This window comes from Nonomuraea sp. NPDC049637, from assembly GCF_040675235.1.
GTDB lineage: Bacteria > Actinomycetota > Actinomycetes > Streptosporangiales > Streptosporangiaceae > Nonomuraea.
In genome coordinates this window covers 85,056-103,805 of sequence record NZ_JBFAOM010000003.1, presented here as the reverse complement: position 1 = coordinate 103,805, position 18,750 = coordinate 85,056, and the positions used below count along the sequence as shown (strand labels likewise).

Below are 18,750 nucleotides of genomic sequence, written 5' to 3'. Positions count from 1 at the left end.
GCGGTGCGGTCATGAGAGTCGTGGTGGTCGGGGCTACCGGCAATGTCGGCACGAGCGTCGTACGCGCGCTCGCCGCGGATGACAACGTGACGTCGATCGTGGGCGTGGCCCGCCGGCTGCCGGGATGGCGCATCGACCGCACCGAGTGGCGGCAGGCCGACGTCGCCACCGGCGACCTGTCCCGCATCTTCGAGGGCGCCGACGCCGTCGTGCACCTCGCGTGGCTGTTCCAGCCCACCAGGGACCCGGCCGTGACCTGGCGGGCGAACGTGCTGGGCAGCATGCGGGTGTTCCGCGCGGTGGCCGAGGCCGGGGTGCCCGCGCTGGTCCACGCCTCCTCGGTCGGCGCGTACTCGCCGGGCCCCAAGGACCGTCCGGTGGACGAGAGCTGGCCCACGCACGGCTGGCCGGGCGCCGCGTACGGCCGGGAGAAGGCGTACGTCGAGCGGGTGCTCGACGTCTTCGAGCACGACCACCCGGCGATCCGCGTGGTGCGGATGCGGCCGGGGTTCATCTTCCAGCGGGCGGCGGCCACCGAGCAGCGCCGCCTGTTCGCCGGGCCGTTCCTGCCGCGCCGGCTGATCCGGCCCGGCCGCATCCCGTTCGTGCCCGACGTGCCCGGACTGCGGCTCCAGGTGCTGCACGCCGACGACGCGGCCGAGGCGTACCGGCTGGCGGTGACCAGGACGGTGTCGGGGGCCTTCAACCTGGCCGCCGAACCCGTGCTCGACCCCGCCGACCTGGCCAAACTCCTCGGCACGCGGACGATACCGGTCACGCCCTGGCTGGCCAGGACGCTGATGTCGGCCGGCTGGCACCTGCGGCTGGTGCCCGCCTCGCCCGGCCTGCTCGAACTGGCCCTGCGCATCCCCGTCATGAAGACCGACAGGGCCAGGGACGTCCTGGGCTGGCGGCCGCGGCACTCCTCCTGGGACGCCATGCGCGAGCTGCTGGACGGCCTGCACGACGGCGCCGGCATGGAGACCCCGCCGCTGGCCCCCGACGGCGGCCCGCTGGGCCGGGTCAAGGAGCTGGCCACAGGGGTCGGCACCCATCCCTGATCCGCAGGTGTAGGGCCGCCCGGCCGGGGAAGGGGACGGTTCTCTACGCAAGGTCCAGAGGCGTGGCCTGCGTGTCGTGACGACACGAAGGAGCGCCATGGCCCTTCTCCTGACCCAGGTCTTCACCCTCCACGACGTCACCAAGCTGCGCCGCGCGGTCGCCGAGCAGGCGGAGAGCAGCGGGCTGCGCGACGGCCGGCTCGACGACTTCGTGCTCGCCGTGCACGAGAGCGTGGTCAACGCCGTGGAGCACGCGGGCGGGCGCGGGCACCTGACGTTGTGGACGGTCGACGGCGTCATCCGCTCGGAGACGACGGACCAGGGGACGGGCATCCCGCAGGCCTACCTCGACGGGGACGTCCAGCCGTCCAGCCTCTCCTACACCGGCCGCGGCATCTACCTGATCCGGCGGTTGTGCGACGTCGTGGACGTCCGCACCGGCCCGGACGGCACCACGGTCCGGCTCACCATGCGGCTGCCGCACGCGTCCGTCCCGCCGAGCTCCATGAAACGGATCCGGGTCACCGGCGGCGGCGGGCCCTCCGGGCACTTCCCGGTCTGAGCGCGGGCGCGCCCGACCGTGCCCGACCGTGCCCGACCGTGCCCGACCGCGCCCGACCGCGCTGCCACGGCCCCGGGTAGGCTCGGCAGGAGACGGAAGGGGCCACTACGTGAGCGGCGGAAACAATCCCCCCGAGATCATCTCCCCGGTCCGCCGCATCGGGCGGCGGGAGTTCGATTTCGAACGCCAGATCGCCATCATGGCCATCGTCAACAGGACCCCCAACTCCTTCCACGACCAGGGGCGCACGTACGAGCTCGACCGCGCGGTCGCGGCCTGCGCGCGGGCCGTCGAGGAGGGCGCCGACTGGGTGGACATCGGCGGGTTCGCCTTCAGCGCCGCCCAGGCCGCGATCGGCGTCGAGGAGGAGATCGAGCGGGTGGTCCCGGTGATCGCCGAGGTCAGGGCCGCCACCGACGCCGTCATCTCGGTCGACACCCACCGCCCCGAGGTCGCCAGGGCGGCCGTCGAGGCCGGCGCCGACGTCATCAACGACACCAACGGCCTGCGCGAGCCCGGCCTGGCCGAGGTCGCGGCCGAGACCGGCGCCAGCGTGGTCGTCACCCACAGCCTCGGCGGCCCCGGCCGGCGGGTCTTCCGCCCGAGCTACGACGACGTCGTCGCCGAGGTCGCCGGCTTCCTGCGCGAGCGGGTCGCCTTCGCGCTCAAGGCCGGCATCGCCCCCGACCGGATCATCATCGACCCGGGCCACGACCTGAACAAGAACACCTTCCACTCCCTGGAGCTGACCCGGCGGCTGGAGGAGATCACCGCGATCGGCTATCCCACCCTGGTCGCGCTGTCGAACAAGGACTTCATCGGCGAGACCATCGACCGTCCGCAGGGTGAGCGCAAGGAGGGGACGATCGCCGCGAACGTCGTCTCCATCCTCAAGGGCGCCCGGATCCTGCGGGTGCACGACGTCGCCGCGACGGTGGCGTCCGTGCGCATGACCGAGGCCGTGCTCGGCTGGCGCGGGCCGGTCGCGCCGAGCCACAACCTGGCCTGAGAGGAGCCGCGTCCGTGACCGACCGCAAGCCGGCGGGCATGCCGTTCGAGAGCTGGATCGACCGGCAGATCCGCGAGGCGGCCGAGCGTGGGGAGTTCGACGACCTGCCGGGCGCGGGCAAGCCGCTGCCCGGCCTCGACCGGCCGCACGACGAGATGTGGTGGATCAAGCAGAAGCTGGAGAGCGAGGGGCTGTCCATGCCGCTGCCCCCGACGCTGGCGCTGCGCAAGGAGGCCGAGGAGGCGCTGCGGCAGGCCCGCGGGGCCCGGTCCGAGACCGAGGTGCGGCAGATCCTCGAAGAGGTCAACGAGAAGATCCGCGAGGCGATCAGGAAGGGCCTGCCGGGGCCGCCGCTCAACCTGATGCCCTTCGACGTCGATCACGTCGTGTCGGAGTGGCGCGCGAGCCGCTGAGCGGCGCACCCGCCGATGCGGAAGGGGCCCGGGCGCCGGCCCGGGCCCCTTCGCCGGACGAGGGGCCCGGGTCAGGCGGGCCCCTCGGTCGGAGGCCGGGGGCCCCGGAGCCCCCGGCCGGCTCGGTGAGCTAGCTGACCGGCGGGTAGGCGTTCCTGACCAGCTCCTGGAACTGGGCGGAGAACCACTGGCCGGACAGCGGGGCGCCGCCGAGGGCGCCCGACATGTTGTTGCCGTTGAGGTTGTTGCCGGTGTAGGTCGGGTCGCACATCCGGTCGAACTTCTTGCCCTCGTCGTTCGGGATGTCGGTGCTGGCGCCGTCGGACTCGCCCGGCGGCTTGATCCAGACGTAGGCGTCGAAACCGGCCTCGGGGCTGGCCGTCGGCCGCGCGCCGAGACCCGCGCCGCTCTGGTTGCACCAGTTGCCGGCGTGGATGCGCCGGTCGACGCGTGACTGGTTGACGAAGGTGTTCACGTCCGTCGAGGTGCTCGCGCCGCTCGGACGGGCGGTGCCGCCCCAGCCGTTGCGCGAGGTGTCGACCAGCATGCCGAGCCCGGACTTGAAGCCCTTGTTGACCAGCGCGGTGCGCAGAGCCGTGGCGAAGGTGGACTCGTCCACGTAGTAGTTCCAGTCGATCCACTTGGACTGGCGGACGGTCTGGCCGTTCACCATGGTGTTGATCGTAAAGTACGGCTCCTTGGTGGCGGAGTAGTTGGCGGTGTTGACGATGAAGCCGTCCACGCTGTCCACGCCGGCCGTGGTGCCCGCGGCCATGTTGTAGAAGAGGTTCACGGCGGGGCCGAAGTTCGAGTCCCAGCCGAGCCAGGCGTGGTGGGCGGCGTCCACGTAGGTGTAGACGTTGGTGATGGCGTGCAGCTTGTTGAGCGCGTACCGGACGCCGTCGATGTAGCCGCCGGGCCCGTTGGCCTCGGCGCACTTCGGGAAGTTGTTGATGTTGGTGATCAGGTTGGGCAGCGAGTCGGGCTCGATGATCGTGACGATGCGCAGGTTGGCGTACTTGGGGTCGCGCAGGATGTTCGCGATCACGTCGATGTACTCGGCCTTGTAGCGGTTGAAGCCGTTCTCGGCGATCAGCAGCTCGCCGTTGGAGGCCAGCGCCGAGCAGTCGCGGTTGGGCAGGTCGTAGACGACGAACTGCACGGTCAGCGGGGCCGAGCCGTTGAGCGCGTCCTGGGCCACGGCCTCGTCCAGGTGGGCTTGGAGGCCCATGGCCGAGGAGGAGCCGGCGATGGCCGCGATGCGGTCCAGCCACACGGCGGTGGAGGTGTTGGCGACGGCGGCGCCGCCGGGCTCGGCCGCGGCCTTGGCCTTCCACTGCGGGTTCACGTAGCCGGTGGCGCCGGCGTACGGGTTCTCCACGTGGCCGGTGGGCGGCTGGCCGTCGTCGTCGGCCTCGGTGGCGGTGACCGTCTTGCTGGTCAGGCCGGTGGCGGCGACCGTGAAGGGACGGGTGCCGTTGGCCGTGTCGGCGTCCTGGGCGGCGGCCAGGGTGACCGTCTGGGCGGTGTTCCAGTTGGCGGGCGTGAAGGTGAGCGAGCCGCCGGCGGAGACGGTCAGGTCGGCGTCGCCGCTGCCCGCCGTCGAGGTGACGGTCACGTTCGCGGACGGCTGCGCGGCCAGCTTGACCGTGTACGCCGCCGTCCCGCCCTCGGGCACGGTCACCGACGTGGGCGTCACGAGCAGCGCCTGCTCCACGACCGCGTCGTCGTCCACCTCGGTGGCGTTGACGGTGGCCGAGGTGACGCCGGTGCCGCCGACGGAGAAGGCCGCCGTGCCCGCGGTGGTGTCGGCGTCCTGGGCGGCGGCCAGGGTGACCGTCTGGGCGGTGTTCCAGTTGGCGGGCGTGAAGGTGAGCGAGCCGCCCGCGCTGACGGTCAGGTCGGTGTCACCGCTGGTCCGCTGGGTGGTGACGGTGACGTTGGAGGAGGGGGCGGCGGACAGCTTGGCGGTGAAGGTGGCGGTGCCGCCCTCGTTGACCGCGACCGAGCTGGCGGAGGTGACCACCGCGGGGGTGGTGGGGTTGACGCCGCCGCAGGTCACGCCGTTCACGGTGAAGGAGGTGGGCGGGTTGTTGCTGCCCGTCCAGGTGCCGTTGAAGCCCATGGTGGTGGAGGCGCCGGTGGCCAGGCTGCCGTTGTAGGGCATGTTCGTCGCGGTGACGTGCGTGCCCGACTGCGTCCAGTTGGCGCTCCAGCCGGTCGGGGTGTACTTCTGGCCGGTGTCGGGGAAGTCGAAGCCCAGCGTCCACGAGGTGATCGGGTCGCCGGTGTTCTTCAACGTGATGTTCGCGGTGAAACCGCCCTGACCGGGGCTGCTCGTCCACGAGTTGGCGGAGTAGGTCACGTCGCAGTTCACCGCGGCGCTGGCGGCCGTGGTCTGGCCGACGACGAGCCCGAGGGCCGCGACGCTCGCGGCGGTCATGGTCACGGCCCATCGGCGTGGGCCGCTGTGGAGTCTCACTAGCGATCATCTCCAGAACGTCAGTTGGCTGGGAGCGCTCCCATAGTGAGACGCCCTCCCGGCCCTGTAAATGAGTGCGGCTCCGCGGCGGGCGTTCCCGGGCCGCATGCTCGCCGAATGCCCCGTAACGTGGATGAAACTTTCATCATCGGCAGCCTGGTGAGAGGAAACGCGGGGGCCGGCGGACGGGCGATCCGTTGACATACGCCGCCGGTCACCCACAATCCCCCTTGGGAGCGCTCCCACACCCCCTACTCCCATGGAGATCCCTTGAAACACAGACCTCCTTCCCGCCTTTCCCGCCTGTCGAGGCGGCTCGCCGCAGCCGTGACGCTCGTGCTCGCGGCGGGCACGACCACGACCCTCGCGGCGCTGCCCGCGCACGCGGCCGTCGCCTGCGACGTGACGTACACCGCCAACCAGTGGACGAGCGGCCCCGGCCAGGGCGGGTTCACCGCCAACCTGACCCTGAAGAACACCGGCGACCCGATCACCTCGTGGACGCTGGGCTTCGACTTCCCGACCGCGGGCCAGAAGTACACGCCCACCGGCTGGAGCGCCAACTGGACGCAGTCGGGCACCCACGTCACGGCGACCAACATGCCGTGGAACGGCAGCCTGGCCACCGGCGCCTCGACCACGCTCGGCTTCAACGGCACCTGGACGGGCAGCAACCCGAGCCCGACCTCGTTCACCGTGAACGGCGTGACCTGCGGCGGCGCCAACACCCCGCCCACGGTCGCGCTGACCTCGCCCACCGCCGGCCAGACGTTCACCGCCCCGGCCACCGTGGCCATCGCCGCGAACGCCGCCGACACCGACGGCACGGTCTCCAAGGTCGACTTCTACCAGGGCTCCACGCTGCTCGGCACCGACACCTCGGCGCCGTACGGCTACACCTGGCAGAACGTGGCCGCGGGCAGCTACTCGATCACCGCGAAGGCCACCGACAACGGCGGCGCGACCACGACCTCGGCCCCCGTCGGGATCACCGTCGCGCAGGACACCGGGCCCGCCCTCGTGGTGAGCCCGACCACGATCTCCGTGCCGGAGAAGGGGACCGCGGGCTTCGGCGTGAAGCTCTCGCAGGCGCCCGCCGCGAACGTGACCGTCACCACCGCCCGCACCAGCGGCGACGCCGACCTGACCGTCAGCGCGGGCGGCTCGCTCACCTTCACCCCGGCCAACTGGAACACCGTCCAGAACGTCACCCTGGCGGCGGCGGACGACGCCGACACCACCAGCGGCACCGCCGAGTTCACGGTGAGCGCGACCGGCTACACCCCGGTCAAGGTCACCGCCAGCGAGGCGGACGACGACCTGGGCGGCGACAACGAGTACGTCAAGCGGTTCGTCGAGATGTACAACGAACTGCACGACCCGGCCAACGGGTACTTCTCGCCCGACGGCGTGCCGTACCACTCGGTGGAGACGTTCATGGTCGAGGCGCCCGACCACGGGCACGAGACCACGTCCGAGGCCTACAGCTACTACCTGTGGCTGGAGGCGACCTACGGGCAGGTGACCGGCGACTGGGCGAAGTTCAACAACGCGTGGGCCTCGATGGAGAAGTACATCATCCCCTCGACCGCCGACCAGCCGACGAACTCCTTCTACAACCCCGCCAAGCCGGCCACGTACGCCGGTGAGTGGAACGACATCAAGCAGTACCCGACGCAGCTCGACTCCGGGGTGTCCGTGGGCTCGGACCCGCTGGCCAACGAGCTGAAGAGCGCGTACAACACCAGTGACGTCTACGGCATGCACTGGCTGCTCGACGTCGACAACACCTACGGCTTCGGCCGCTGCGGCGACGGCACGAGCAAGAACACCTACATCAACACCTACCAGCGCGGCCCGGAGGAGTCGGTCTTCGAGACCATCCCGCAGCCGTCCTGCGACACGTTCAAGTTCGGCGGCCCCAACGGCTACCTCGACCTGTTCACCAAGGACAGCAACTACGCCAAGCAGTGGAAGTACACCAACGCCCCCGACGCCGACGCGCGGGCCGTCCAGGCGGCGTACTGGGCGCAGACGTGGGCCAAGCAGCAGGGCAAGGAGTCGCAGATCTCCACGTCGGTCGCCAAGGCCGCCAAGATGGGCGACTACCTGCGGTACGCGATGTACGACAAGTACTTCAAGAAGCCCGGCTGCACCAGCACCTCGTGTGCCGCGGGCACCGGCAAGGACGCCTCCAACTACCTGCTGTCCTGGTACTACGCCTGGGGCGGCGCGAGCGACACCAGCGCAGGCTGGGCCTGGCGCATCGGCTCCAGCCACAACCACTCCGGCTACCAGAACCCGCTCGCGGCCTGGGCGCTGGCCAACGTGGCCGAGCTGAAGCCCAAGAGCGGCACCGGCGCGGCCGACTGGAGCACCAGCCTGACCCGCCAGCTGCAGTTCTACACCTGGCTGCAGTCGGCCGAGGGCGCCATCGCGGGCGGCGCGACCAACAGCTGGGAGGGCCACTACGCCAGCCCGCCGGCCGGGCTGCCGAAGTTCCACGGCATGACCTACGACTGGCAGCCCGTCTACCACGACCCGCCGTCGAACCAGTGGTTCGGGTTCCAGGCGTGGACCATGGAGCGGGTGGCCGAGCTCTACTACGCCTCGGGCAACGCCGACGCCAAGGCGCTGCTGGACAAGTGGGTCACCTGGGCGATGGCCAACACCAAGATCAACGCGGACGGCACGTACGAGATGCCGTCGACGCTGAAGTGGACCGGCCAGCCCGCCGGTGACTTCAGCGCCACGAGCGGCATGCCGCCGGCCAACCCCGGCCTGCACGTGACGGTCGCCGACTACACCAACGACGTCGGCGTGGCCGGCTCGTACGCCAAGGCCCTGATGTACTACGCGGCCAAGGCGAACAACGCCGCGGCCAGGACCATGGCCAAGGCGCTGCTGGACGGCGTGTGGAAGAACCGCGACGCCAAGGGCGTGTCGGTGTCGGAGACCAAGACCGACTACAAGCGGCTGAACGACCCGGTCTACGTGCCCCCGGGCTGGACCGGCAAGATGCCGAACGGCGACACGATCAACTCCAGCTCGACGTTCATGTCCATCAGGTCGTTCTACAAGAACGACCCCGACTGGCCCGAGGTGAACGCCTACCTCCAGGGCACCGGCCCGGCTCCGACGTTCAACTACCACCGCTTCTGGGCGCAGGTGGACGTGGCCGTGGCCCTGGCCGAGTACGGGCGGCTCTTCCCGTGAGAAAGCCGGCGATGATCGCCGCGGCGTCGCTGGTCCTGCCCCTGCTCGCAGGGGTGGGGCCGGTGGCCCACGCGGCCGCGCCCGCCTTCGCCTACGGTGAGGCGCTGCAGAAGTCGCTGTGGTTCTACGAGGCCCAGCAGTCGGGCGACCTGCCCGCCTGGAACCGCGTCTCCTGGCGCGGCGACTCGGGCCTGAACGACGGCAAGGACGCCGGGCTGGACCTGACCGGAGGCTGGTACGACGCGGGCGACCACGTCAAGTTCGGCTTCCCGATGGCCTTCTCGGCCACGATGCTGGCCTGGGGCGGCGTGGAGTACCGCGACGCCTACGCGGGCTCCGGCCAGCTCACCCACCTGCTGAACAACCTGAGGTTCGTCAACGACTACTTCGTCAAGGCCCACCCGTCGGCCAGCGTGTTGTACGGGCAGGTCGGCAACGGCGGCACCGACCACGCCTGGTGGGGGCCGGCCGAGGCCATGCAGATGAACCGGCCCGCCTACAAGATCGACGCGTCCTGCGGCGGCTCGGACCTGGCGGGGGAGACGGCGGCGGCGATGGCGGCCTCGTCGATCGTCTTCCGCCCGACCGATCCGGCGTATGCCGACAAGCTGGTGACGCACGCCAAGCAGCTCTACTCCTTCGCCGACACGGTCAGGAAGAAGTACAGCGACTGCATCAGCGACGCCCAGGGCTACTACAACTCCTGGAGCGGCTACAACGACGAGCTGGTCTGGGGGGCGATCTGGCTCTACCGGGCCACGAACGACGCCGCCTACCTGGCCAAGGCCGAGGCCGGTTACGACAACCTGGGCAACGAACCACAGACCACGACGAAGTCGTACAAGTGGACGATCGCCTGGGACGACAAGTCGTACGGCGCGTACGTGCTGCTGCACAAGCTCACCGGCAAGCAGAAGTACCTGGACGACGCCGACCGCTGGCTCGACTGGTGGACGGTCGGCGTCAACGGCTCCAAGGTCAAATACTCGCCGGGCGGCCAGGCCGTGCTGGACCGGTGGGGGTCGCTGCGGTACGCGGCCAACACCTCGTTCGTCGCGCTCGTGCACAGCGACTCGATCAGCGACCCCGAGCGCAAGGCCCGCTACCACGACTTCGCGGTCCGGCAGATCAACTACGCGCTCGGCGACAACCCGCGCAACTCCTCGTACCTGATCGGGTTCGGGGCCAACCCGCCGAAGAACCCGCACCACCGCACCGCGCACGGCTCGTGGACCGACCAGATCACCAACCCGGTCAACAGCCGCCACACCCTGTACGGCGCGCTGGTCGGCGGCCCGCCCGACCCCGACGACGTCTACGCCGACAAACGCGACGACTACGTGATGAACGAGGTCGCGACCGACTACAACGCCGGCTTCACCAGCGCGCTGGCCCGGCTCTACAAGGAGTACGGGGGAGCGCCCGCGGCGAACTTCCCGCCCGCCGAGACCCCGGACGGCCCGGAGATCTTCGTCGAGGCCGGCGTGAACGCCTCCGGCACGAACTTCACCGAGATCAAGGCCATCGTGCGCAACCAGTCGGCCTGGCCCGCCCGGGTCCTGTCGGACGGCTCGTTCCGCTACTACTTCACCCTCGACGGCTCGACGACCGCCTCGCAGATCAGCGTGTCGTCGGCCTACACGCAGTGCAAGGCCCCCACGCTCGGCTCGGCCGGCGGGAGCGTGCTCTACGTGGACATCGACTGCTCGGGGCAGGCCATCGCCCCGGCCGGGCAGTCGCAGCACCGCAGGGAGGTGCAGTTCAGGATCACCAGCGCGGGCGCCTGGAACCCGGCCGACGACTGGTCGTACCAGGGCATCCCGGCCACGCCGGGCGCGACGCCGGTGCAGACGAAGAACATCACCCTCTACAGCGGCGCCACCAAGATCTGGGGTGAGCCCCCGGGTCCGGAGGAGCAGGACACGACAGCGCCCAGCAAGCCGGGCAAACCCGCGGTCTCCGGGATCACGGGCACGGCGGCGAAGCTGAGCTGGACGGCCTCCACGGACAACGTGGGAGTGACCGGTTACGACGTCTACCTGGGAGCCGCCAAGGCGGGCACGGCCACCGGCACCTCGTACGACCTGGCCGGGCTCAGCCCGGCGACGGCGTACACGGTCTCGGTGGTGGCCAGGGACGCGGCGGGCAACAGCTCGACCCCGTCCGACGGCACGTCGTTCACGACCGCCGACCCGCCCCAGGGCGGCTGCGCGGCCACGTTCAAGGTCACCAACTCCTGGGGCGGCGCGTACCAGGCCGAGGTGACCGTCAGGAACGCCGGCCCGGCGGCCATCATGGGCTGGACGGCCGCCTGGACGTCGGCCAACCAGATCACCCAGCTCTGGGGCGGCAAGCTCACCCAGACCGGCTCGTCCGTGTCCGTCAGGAACGAGACGTGGAACGGCGGGCTCGCCGCCGGCGCCACGACCACGTTCGGCTTCATCGCCAACGGCACGCCGTCCACCCCCGCCATCACCTGCACCCCCGCCTGAGCCCCCGACCCCGCCCTCGCCCCGGCCACCGAGCAGGGGCGGGGGCGGATCCACCGGCTCAGGGAAAGGCAGCACATGCGATCACCCTTCACCGCGCCGGCGCTCGCCGCCGCGCTCGTGGCCGCCTCCCTGATCCTGCCGGGCACCGCGGCGCGGGCCGCCACCGGCATCCACGTGAGCGGCACGAAGATCCTGGAAGGCAACGGCCAGGAGTTCGTGATGCGCGGCACCAGCCACGCCCACACCTGGTACCCGGCCCGGACCAAGGCGTTCGCCGACATCAGGTCGCTGAAGGCCAACACCGTGCGCGTCGTGCTCAGCGGCGGCCGGTGGAGCGCCAACTCCACCTCCGACGTGGCCGGCGTGGTCTCCCTGTGCAAGCAGAACAAGCTCATCTGCGTGCTGGAGGACCACGACACCACCGGGTACGGCGAGCAGAGCGGCGCGTACACGCTCGACCAGGCCGCCGACTACTGGATCAGCGTCAAGAGCGCCCTGGCCGGACAGGAGGACTACGTCGTCGTCAACATCGGCAACGAGCCGATCGGCAACAACGCCACCACGCCCGGCTGGGCCGAGGCCACCAAGGCCGCGATCACCAAGCTGCGCGCCAACGGCATCCACCACGCGCTGATGGTGGACGCCCCCGCCTGGGGCCAGGACTGGCAGAACGTCATGCGGGACAACGCCGCGTCCGTCCTCGCCGCCGACCCCGACAAGAACACGATCTTCTCCGTGCACATGTACGGCGTCTACGACACCGCCGCCGAGATCACGTCGTACCTGGACGCGTTCCGGGCGGCCGGGCTGCCGCTGGTCATCGGCGAGTTCGGGGTCAACCACTCCGACGGCGACCCCGACGAGGACACGATCATGGCCCAGGCCGTGAGCCGCGGCCTGGGCTACCTCGGCTGGTCGTGGAGCGGCAACGGCGGCGGCGTCGAGTACCTCGACCAGGTCACCGGCTTCGACGTCACCCGGCTCACCCCGTGGGGGCAGCGGCTGTTCAACGGCGCCAACGGCATCGCCGCCACGGCCCGGCCGGCGTCCGTCTACGGCGGAACCACCGACCCGACCCCGCCGAGCGCCCCCGGCGCCCCGGCGGCCTCGAACGTCACCTCGTCCGGCGCCACCCTGACCTGGCCGGCCGCCACCGACAACGTGGGCGTGACCGGGTACGACGTCTACACCTCGGCCGGCGTCCCGCTCGGGGCGACGGCCACCACCTCGATCACCCTGACCGGCCTGTCGCCCTCGACCGCCTACCAGGTGCACGTCAAGGCCAGGGACGCGGCGGGCAACCAGTCGGCCGCCTCGCCCACGGCCGCCTTCACCACCCTGGCCGGCGGCGGCGACGGCGGCTGCACGGCCGTGGGGACCGTCCAGAGCCAGTGGGGCAACGGGTACGTCCTGCAGCCCGTCACGGTGACCAACACCGGCACGGCCACCAGGAACGGCTGGACGGTGACGTTCACGCTGCCCGCCGGCCACACCGTGACCGGCTTCTGGAACGCCGCGGTGACGGTCAGCGGGCGGACCGTGACGGCGCGGAACCTGAGCTACAACGGCACGCTCGCGCCCGGCGCCGCCACCGCTTTCGGGGTCCAGGCCGGTCGTCCGAACGGCGACACGTCCGTTCCGTCCGGCTACACCTGCGCCGGCTAGAGAAGGAGGTGAGGCCGATCAGCTGATCCTGCCCGCGACACCATCCCGCCCGGATGGGACGGACGCGGCCGGCGAACCCCCAGCCGGCCGCGTCCGTTTGCGCCGCCCGCCGTGTCCCGGCCTTGGACGCGGTCAGCGCGGGTCCTGGGCGTGGGAGAAACGTTCGCGGGCCGCGTCGATGGCCGCCTCGTCCGAGAAGTCGGCGAACGCCTCGTCGTGGTAACGCGCGGGGATCAGCGCCCGGACCCGCTCCGGATATCCGGGCCCGGCGGCCGGCACCTTGACCTGCGGCGGCACGCCCAGCCGGACGGCGATGGGCCCCGAGGCCCGGACGGACATCGCCCAGTCGCGGCTCTCGCCGACGATCGCGCACAGGTGCCGGGCGTAGACCCAGCGCACCTCGGCCAGGCCGGCGGCGTCCGGCGGGTCCGTGCCGAACGGCTCCACCGCGCACACCACCCGCGATCCGAAGCCGTGCCCGTGGTCGTGGTGCTCCTCAGGGGTGGCCCGTTCGAGTATCAGCGTCACCTGGGCGGCGAGCTCCTGGTCGAGCCGCGCCGACTCCTGGTGGGCGGCGAACAGCGTCGCCCCGGCCAGCGCCAGGCCGGCCAGGGCGACGCCTGCCGCGATCTTCCCGCGACGTGCTCCGGTCACGGGCTCGTGCAGGTCAGCGCGGGTGCGGGGCTCGGGATCGAGCCGGTGGCGTTGAAGCCGAACGTGGTGGACGCGTTCGGCGCGAGCTGACCGTTGTAGGAGGCGTTCCTGACGGAGACGTTCGGCGGCTGGGACGACAGGACGCCGTTCCAGGGGGCGCCGTCGAAGCCCTGGCCGCCGGGGTAGGTCCACTTGACCGTCCAGCCGTTCAGTGACGTCGTGCCGGTGTTCTTCACCGTCACCTCGCCCTGGAAGTGGCCGGCCCAGCCGGTGTCGGTGGCCTTCCAGGTGGCGGTGCAGCCGCCGGGGGGCGGGGTCACCGTCGGGGTGATCGTCGGGGTGGACGTGGGCGTGCCCGAAGGCGTGCCGCCGCCGGGGCCGACGCCGGTGACCTGGCCGTTGCCGCCGTCGAAGACGACGTCGGAGCAGCTGTAGAAGTTCTCGTTGCTGTCGGAGCGGATCCAGTGGGTGTAGATGATGTGCCGTCCGGTCTTGCCGGAGGGGAGCTGGGCGTTCCAGTAGTAGTAGTTGAGCCCGCCGGGGCCGCCGCTGGCGGGCGGGTTGGTGACGCTGCCGAACGACTCCAGGTCCGACCACTTGAGCGGGCCGTCGGGGTTCCAGCCGTTCTTGGTGACGTAGTAGACGAAGGTGCCGGGGTGCTGGGCCCAGTTGCTGTGCCGCATCTGGATGCTCGCGCCCGACGTCAGGTGGGTCAGCGGCCAGTCGGAGCGGACGGCGTTGTAGGCGGTGAAGTCGTAGGGGCCGCCGGTGCCGCCGCTGCAGAGCTGACCGTCGGGGATGAAGCCGCTGGTGCGCCCGGCGCCGTCGGAACGCAGCACGGCGAACCAGTTGTAGAGCGGGGTCGCGCCGCTCTGGGCGACGGCCGCCGCGCAGGCCGGGTTGTAGGACTGGATCTGGCCGTTCTCGCGCAGGCCGTCCTGCCAGCACAGGAAGGTTCTGGCGCCGGGGAACATGGACACGCCGTGGGCCTGCGCCTGCGGCGGCGCGATCAGGACGGTGGCCAGCAGGACCAGGGCGGCGGTGAGCGCCGCCGTCCGAAAGTGTTTCATGGGGATTCCTTCGCGCAGGGGAACACAGGAACGCCCACGATCAGCCCGCCCGGCCAGCGCATTGAACCATGGGCGGCGCCGTCCCGACAACGCGGTGTGAAACTTTCAGCCGATCTCGGTCACGGTTGCCCTGGTGGCCCGGCACCGGGCCGGCGGGCGCGGGCCGGCCGCTTGCCGTACGAGGGGCGACGCCGGGACGCTGAACGATGGGAGCGCTCCCAGTACCTCCCTCGACCAGAGAAGCGGGAGCAACATGCCATGAGGCGCGTGCAGATCATCATCCTGGCCGTCGCGGCGTCACTCGGCGCCGGCCTGCTCGCGGCACCGGCGCAGGCCGCCCCGGTGCTGTGCGAGAAGTGGGCCTCGGCCACCGTCCAGAACGGCCGCTACATTGTCATGAACAACGTCTGGGGCGCCGACACCGCGCAATGCATAGACGTCAACCAGAACGGCGGCTTCACCGTCACCCGCGCCGACCACGACAAGGCCACGAACGGCGCCCCCGCCGCCTACCCGGCCGTCTACGCCGGCTGCCACTACGCCGCCTGCACCACCGGCAGCGGCCTGCCCGCGCAGGCGAGCTCGGCGAGCTTCGGCGCGCTGAGGTCCACGGTCGCCATGACCTACCCCGCCTCCGGGACCTGGGACGCCGCCTACGACATCTGGTTCGACCCCACCCCGCGCACCGACGGCCAGAACACCGGCGCGGAGGTGATGATCTGGCTCAACAAGCGCGGCCCGATCCAGCCGGTCGGCTCCCAGATCGGCACGGCGACCCTGGCCGGCGGCACCTGGCAGGTCTGGTACGGCAACATCGGCTGGAACGTCGTCTCCTACGTGCGCACCTCGGCGACCTCCTCGCTCGACTTCGCCGTCGACACCTTCTACTCCGACGCCGTCAGCCGCGGTTACGCCCAGCGTTCGTGGTACCTGACCAGCGTCCAGGCCGGGTTCGAGCCCTGGGTGGGCGGCGCGGGGCTGGCCGTGGACTCCTTCACCTTCGGCTCGGGCGGCGGCACCACCGACCGGACGCCGCCGTCCACGCCGGGCACGCCGGCCGCCTCCGGCACGACCGCCGCCGCGACCACCCTGACGTGGGGCGCCTCCACCGACACCGGCGGCAGCGGCCTGGCCGGCTACGACATCCTGCGCGCCACCGGCGACACCTTCACCCAGGTCGGCACCAGCGCCACGACCTCCTACACCGACACCGGCCTGACCCCCGCCACCACCTACCGCTACCGCGTCAGGGCCCGCGACGGCGCCGGCAACCTCTCACCCGAGTCCGCGGCCGTCACGGTCACCACCCAGAGCGGCGGCGGAGGCGGCTGCGCCGTGACCGCGACCACGCAGAACGCCTGGAGCAACGGCTACGTCATCCAGCCGGTCACCGTCACCAACCGCGGCACCGCCACCCTGAACGGCTGGACCGTCACCTTCACGCTCCCGCCGGGCCACACGGTCGCCGGCTCGTGGGGCGCGAACGTCTCCGTCAGCGGCGGCGCCGTGACCGTGCGGAACCTCCCCTACAACGGCACCCTGGCCCCGAACGCGAGCACGACGTTCGGCTTCCAGGCCGCCCGGCCCGACGGCGACACACGGGTGCCCTCGGGGTACGCCTGCGCCTGACCCCGCGGGCGCGAGGGGTGCGGCTGCGCCTGATCCGGCGGGCGTGAGGGGAGAGGGTCCCGCCGTACCCCTCAGCCGGGCTTCATGGCCCGGTCGATCACCTTGAGCCTGGCCTCCAGCTCCGCCCGGCAGGCGGGGGCCAGGCGGCCCTCCCTGGCCCGGTCGGCGACCTTGCGCCGCACCTCGGCCGTGCCGGTGACCACGGGCCCGCGGACCAGCGAGTCCAGCACCTGCTTCAGGTCGAGCACCACGTCCGCGTCGGTCGTGTCGCACGGTTCGCCGTCTTCGAGCGTGTCGTGGAAGCCGTCCACGGCCTGCTCGACGGTGAGCGGCCCGGCCGGCGAGCTCCGCAGCGCCCGCGAGGCCGACGCCGAGGCGGCCGGCGTGACGGAGGGCGTGACGGGGGGCGTGACAGATGGCGTGACGGGGGGCGTGACGGGGGGCGTGACGGATGGTGTGACCTGCGGCGACAACACCGGCTCCGGCTCGGACCGCTGGAACCACAGCAGCACGGTGAGCGCCAGCAGCGCCGACCCCGCCGCCGTCAGCCCGCGCCGCACCTGCCGGGCGATCCCGGCCGTGCCGAGCGCCGAGGTCAGCGCCGCGACGATCTGCTCGGCCGTGGGCCGCTCCTCGGGCAGGTGCGCCAGGCAGCTCTGGCAGAGCGAGGCGACGCCGTGCGGCACGCCGGTCACCCGGGGCGGGGGATCGGTCCGGCGCGCCGCCTCGATCTCCTCCCACGTCGTCTCCGGGTACGGGGTGCGCCCGGTGAGCATGGCGAACAGCAGCACGCCCAGGGCGTACACGTCCACGGCCGGGTGGGTGGGGGCGGCGAGGAGGCGTTCTGGGGCGACGTAGGGCGGGGTGCCGCGGTCGTCGTCGGGGTCGCCGGCCCAGGCCGCGATGCCGAAGTCGAGCAGCTTGGGGCCGTCGGCGGTGAGCAGCACGTTCTCGGCGGTGACGTCCCGGTGGACCAGGCCGCGGGCGTGCCCGGCCATCAGCACGCGGGCCAGCCGCAGGGCGATGGCCGCCGCCTCGGTCCACGGCAGCGGCCCCTCGGCGATGCGTTCGGCCAGCGGGGTGCCGTCGAGCAGGGGCATCACGACGTACGCGGCCACGCCGCCCTTCGCGGTGACGGTCTCGCCGTAGTCGTAGATCTCGATCGAGTCCCGGTGGATGAACCGGGCCGCGGCACGGGCTTCGCTGCGCACCCGGACGCGTTCGCCGTGGTCGGTGTGGAGGGAGGCGGTCAGCACCTTGACCGCGACCAGCCGCTGCAACGACTGGTCGAAGGCACGCCAGATGACCGACATGCCGCCGTGGGCCAGCGGGTCCAGCAGCAGGTACCGCCGGGCCAGCACGTCCCCCGGCTCAAGCTGACTCACGGATGACCAGTTCCGTGGGCAGGACGGGGTCGATCCCCGTCGCCCCGGTCAGCAGCAGGCGGGTGGCGACCGTGGCGAGCTCCTCGACGGGCTGGCGGATGGTGGTCAGCGCCGGGACGGTGTGCCGGGCCACGGGGGCGTCGTCGAAGCCGATCACGGCGACGTCCGCGGGCACCTTGCGGCCGGCCCGGCGCAGGGCCTGGATCGCGCCGGCCGCCATCAGGTCGGAGGCGACGAAGACGGCGTCGAGGCCGGGCGCGTGGCGTAACAGCCACTGCATGGCGTGCGTGCCCGAGGCCGCGGTGAAGTCGCCGTAGGCCACGGGCACGTCGGGGGCGCCGGCCGACCGCAGGGTGCGGACGAGCCCTTCGAGCCGGTCGCGGGCGGCGGGCAGGGAGGGCGGGCCGCCGATGGCCGCCACGTTCCTGCGGCCCTGTAACAGCAGGTGCTCGGCCGCCTGCCGGCCGCCGTCGAGGTTGTCCACGTCGGCGTAGGGGAGTTTGAGGTCGTGGGGCGGCCGGCCGATGTTGCGGACCGGGATGCCGGCGGTGGACAGCTTGATGGCCAGCGGATGGCGTTCTCGCGCGCCGACGATGAGGACGGCGCCCGACAGCGCGGGCAGCGTGGAGGAGGTGGGCGTCACGGTCGTCACCATGAGGTGGGTGCCGTGCTCGGCGATCACCGCTCCGGCGGCGGACAGGAGCCTGGCGTAGTAGGGCTCGGAGAACAGGCGGGGGAGATGGTCGCAGATCACCGCCGTGACGCCGTCGGTCAGCGTCTTGGCGGCGCTGCCCCTGGGCGCGCGTTGTCGGACGTAGCCCATGCGGGAGACGGCGTCGTAGACTTGCCGGCGGGTCGAGGTACTGACCCGCACCGAGCCCGTGAGGACTCGAGATGCGGTCGCGGGGGAAACCCCTGCAGCGGCCGCCACCTGTGCCAGTGTGGGCTGCTCGGTCATGGAGCACCTCGCGGAAAGATCCTGGGAGCGCTCCCACGTTACCAATGTTTCGTCGCTGTTAATAGGGCCTTTGCAGGGGGTGCGTCCGGGTGTGCGGACGCCCGCCGAATCTGCTCAGGTGGGGGCGGTGGTCACCGCCCGAGGTTTTCCCGCC

The 18,750-nt window shown here is 71.7% G+C and carries 13 protein-coding genes; 8 read left to right on the top strand and 5 right to left on the bottom strand.

The window, feature by feature from the left end:
• Nucleotides 1-11: 11 nt before the first annotated feature.
• From AB0J71_RS05195 to AB0J71_RS05180, 4 genes are all read left to right on the top strand, one after another.
• On the top strand, nt 12-1,061 hold the full coding sequence (locus tag AB0J71_RS05195) for an NAD-dependent epimerase/dehydratase family protein (protein ID WP_352323005.1): 1,050 nt from the start codon (nt 12-14) through the stop codon (nt 1,059-1,061).
• 97 nt (nt 1,062-1,158) lie between these two features.
• Complete coding sequence (locus AB0J71_RS05190) at nt 1,159-1,623, top strand: ATP-binding protein (protein WP_352323006.1); 465 nt, start codon at nt 1,159-1,161, stop codon at nt 1,621-1,623.
• Between the two features lie 109 nt (nt 1,624-1,732).
• A complete protein-coding gene (gene folP, locus AB0J71_RS05185; protein WP_352323007.1) occupies nt 1,733-2,632 on the top strand; it encodes a dihydropteroate synthase in 900 nt (299 codons plus the stop codon).
• A gap of 14 nt (nt 2,633-2,646) precedes the next feature.
• The gene (locus tag AB0J71_RS05180) at nt 2,647-3,045 is read left to right on the top strand and encodes a DUF1992 domain-containing protein (RefSeq protein WP_352323008.1); all 399 of its coding nucleotides are present in this window, start codon (nt 2,647-2,649) and stop codon (nt 3,043-3,045) included.
• 130 nt (nt 3,046-3,175) lie between these two features.
• Here the strand turns inward: AB0J71_RS05180 and AB0J71_RS05175 are convergent, their stop codons facing one another.
• Nucleotides 3,176-5,488, bottom strand: a complete 2,313-nt coding sequence (locus AB0J71_RS05175; RefSeq protein WP_364412880.1) for a glycoside hydrolase family 6 protein — start codon at nt 5,486-5,488, stop codon at nt 3,176-3,178.
• A gap of 366 nt (nt 5,489-5,854) precedes the next feature.
• On the opposite strand from AB0J71_RS05175, the gene AB0J71_RS05170 reads away from it, so the two are divergent.
• From AB0J71_RS05170 to AB0J71_RS05160, 3 genes are all read left to right on the top strand, one after another.
• Complete coding sequence (locus AB0J71_RS05170; protein WP_364412877.1) at nt 5,855-8,743, top strand: glycoside hydrolase family 48 protein; 2,889 nt, start codon at nt 5,855-5,857, stop codon at nt 8,741-8,743.
• A gap of 11 nt (nt 8,744-8,754) precedes the next feature.
• Nucleotides 8,755-11,235 (top strand): glycoside hydrolase family 9 protein, encoded by a 2,481-nt coding sequence (locus AB0J71_RS05165; protein WP_364412874.1) that lies wholly within the window; start codon nt 8,755-8,757, stop codon nt 11,233-11,235.
• Nucleotides 11,236-11,310: 75 nt separating this feature from the next.
• The gene (locus tag AB0J71_RS05160) at nt 11,311-12,900 is read left to right on the top strand and encodes a cellulase family glycosylhydrolase (protein ID WP_364412871.1); all 1,590 of its coding nucleotides are present in this window, start codon (nt 11,311-11,313) and stop codon (nt 12,898-12,900) included.
• A 132-nt stretch (nt 12,901-13,032) separates the two neighbouring features.
• Here AB0J71_RS05160 and AB0J71_RS05155 read toward each other — a convergent pair whose 3' ends face one another.
• Both AB0J71_RS05155 and AB0J71_RS05150 read right to left on the bottom strand, forming a co-directional pair.
• The gene (locus tag AB0J71_RS05155) at nt 13,033-13,554 is read right to left on the bottom strand and encodes a hypothetical protein (protein WP_364388885.1); all 522 of its coding nucleotides are present in this window, start codon (nt 13,552-13,554) and stop codon (nt 13,033-13,035) included.
• Nucleotides 13,551-14,624: a lytic polysaccharide monooxygenase gene (locus AB0J71_RS05150; RefSeq protein ID WP_352325291.1), complete on the bottom strand. Its 1,074-nt coding sequence runs from the start codon at nt 14,622-14,624 to the stop codon at nt 13,551-13,553. The genes AB0J71_RS05155 and AB0J71_RS05150 overlap by 4 nt, the downstream gene beginning before the upstream one ends.
• 267 nt (nt 14,625-14,891) lie before the next feature.
• On the opposite strand from AB0J71_RS05150, the gene AB0J71_RS05145 reads away from it, so the two are divergent.
• Nucleotides 14,892-16,253 (top strand): cellulose binding domain-containing protein, encoded by a 1,362-nt coding sequence (locus AB0J71_RS05145; RefSeq protein ID WP_364412868.1) that lies wholly within the window; start codon nt 14,892-14,894, stop codon nt 16,251-16,253.
• 71 nt (nt 16,254-16,324) lie between these two features.
• Here the strand turns inward: AB0J71_RS05145 and AB0J71_RS05140 are convergent, their stop codons facing one another.
• On the bottom strand, nt 16,325-17,638 hold the full coding sequence (locus AB0J71_RS05140; protein ID WP_364412866.1) for a serine/threonine-protein kinase: 1,314 nt from the start codon (nt 17,636-17,638) through the stop codon (nt 16,325-16,327).
• Nucleotides 17,625-18,596 (bottom strand): LacI family DNA-binding transcriptional regulator, encoded by a 972-nt coding sequence (locus tag AB0J71_RS05135; RefSeq protein WP_352325287.1) that lies wholly within the window; start codon nt 18,594-18,596, stop codon nt 17,625-17,627. The genes AB0J71_RS05140 and AB0J71_RS05135 overlap by 14 nt, the downstream gene beginning before the upstream one ends.
• Nucleotides 18,597-18,750: the final 154 nt, after the last annotated feature.

Bases quoted from the DNA above. Each gene is read 5' to 3' on its own strand.
- AB0J71_RS05165 (WP_364412874.1), top strand. From the start codon at position 8,755: ATGATCGCCGCGGCGTCGCTGGTCCTGCCCCTGCTCGCAGGGGTGGGG.
- AB0J71_RS05135 (WP_352325287.1), bottom strand. From the start codon at position 18,596: ATGACCGAGCAGCCCACACTGGCACAGGTGGCGGCCGCTGCAGGGGTT.
- AB0J71_RS05190 (WP_352323006.1), top strand. From the start codon at position 1,159: ATGGCCCTTCTCCTGACCCAGGTCTTCACCCTCCACGACGTCACCAAG.
- AB0J71_RS05150 (WP_352325291.1), bottom strand. From the start codon at position 14,624: ATGAAACACTTTCGGACGGCGGCGCTCACCGCCGCCCTGGTCCTGCTG.
- AB0J71_RS05160 (WP_364412871.1), top strand. From the start codon at position 11,311: ATGCGATCACCCTTCACCGCGCCGGCGCTCGCCGCCGCGCTCGTGGCC.
- AB0J71_RS05195 (WP_352323005.1), top strand. From the start codon at position 12: ATGAGAGTCGTGGTGGTCGGGGCTACCGGCAATGTCGGCACGAGCGTC.
- AB0J71_RS05175 (WP_364412880.1), bottom strand. From the start codon at position 5,488: ATGACCGCCGCGAGCGTCGCGGCCCTCGGGCTCGTCGTCGGCCAGACC.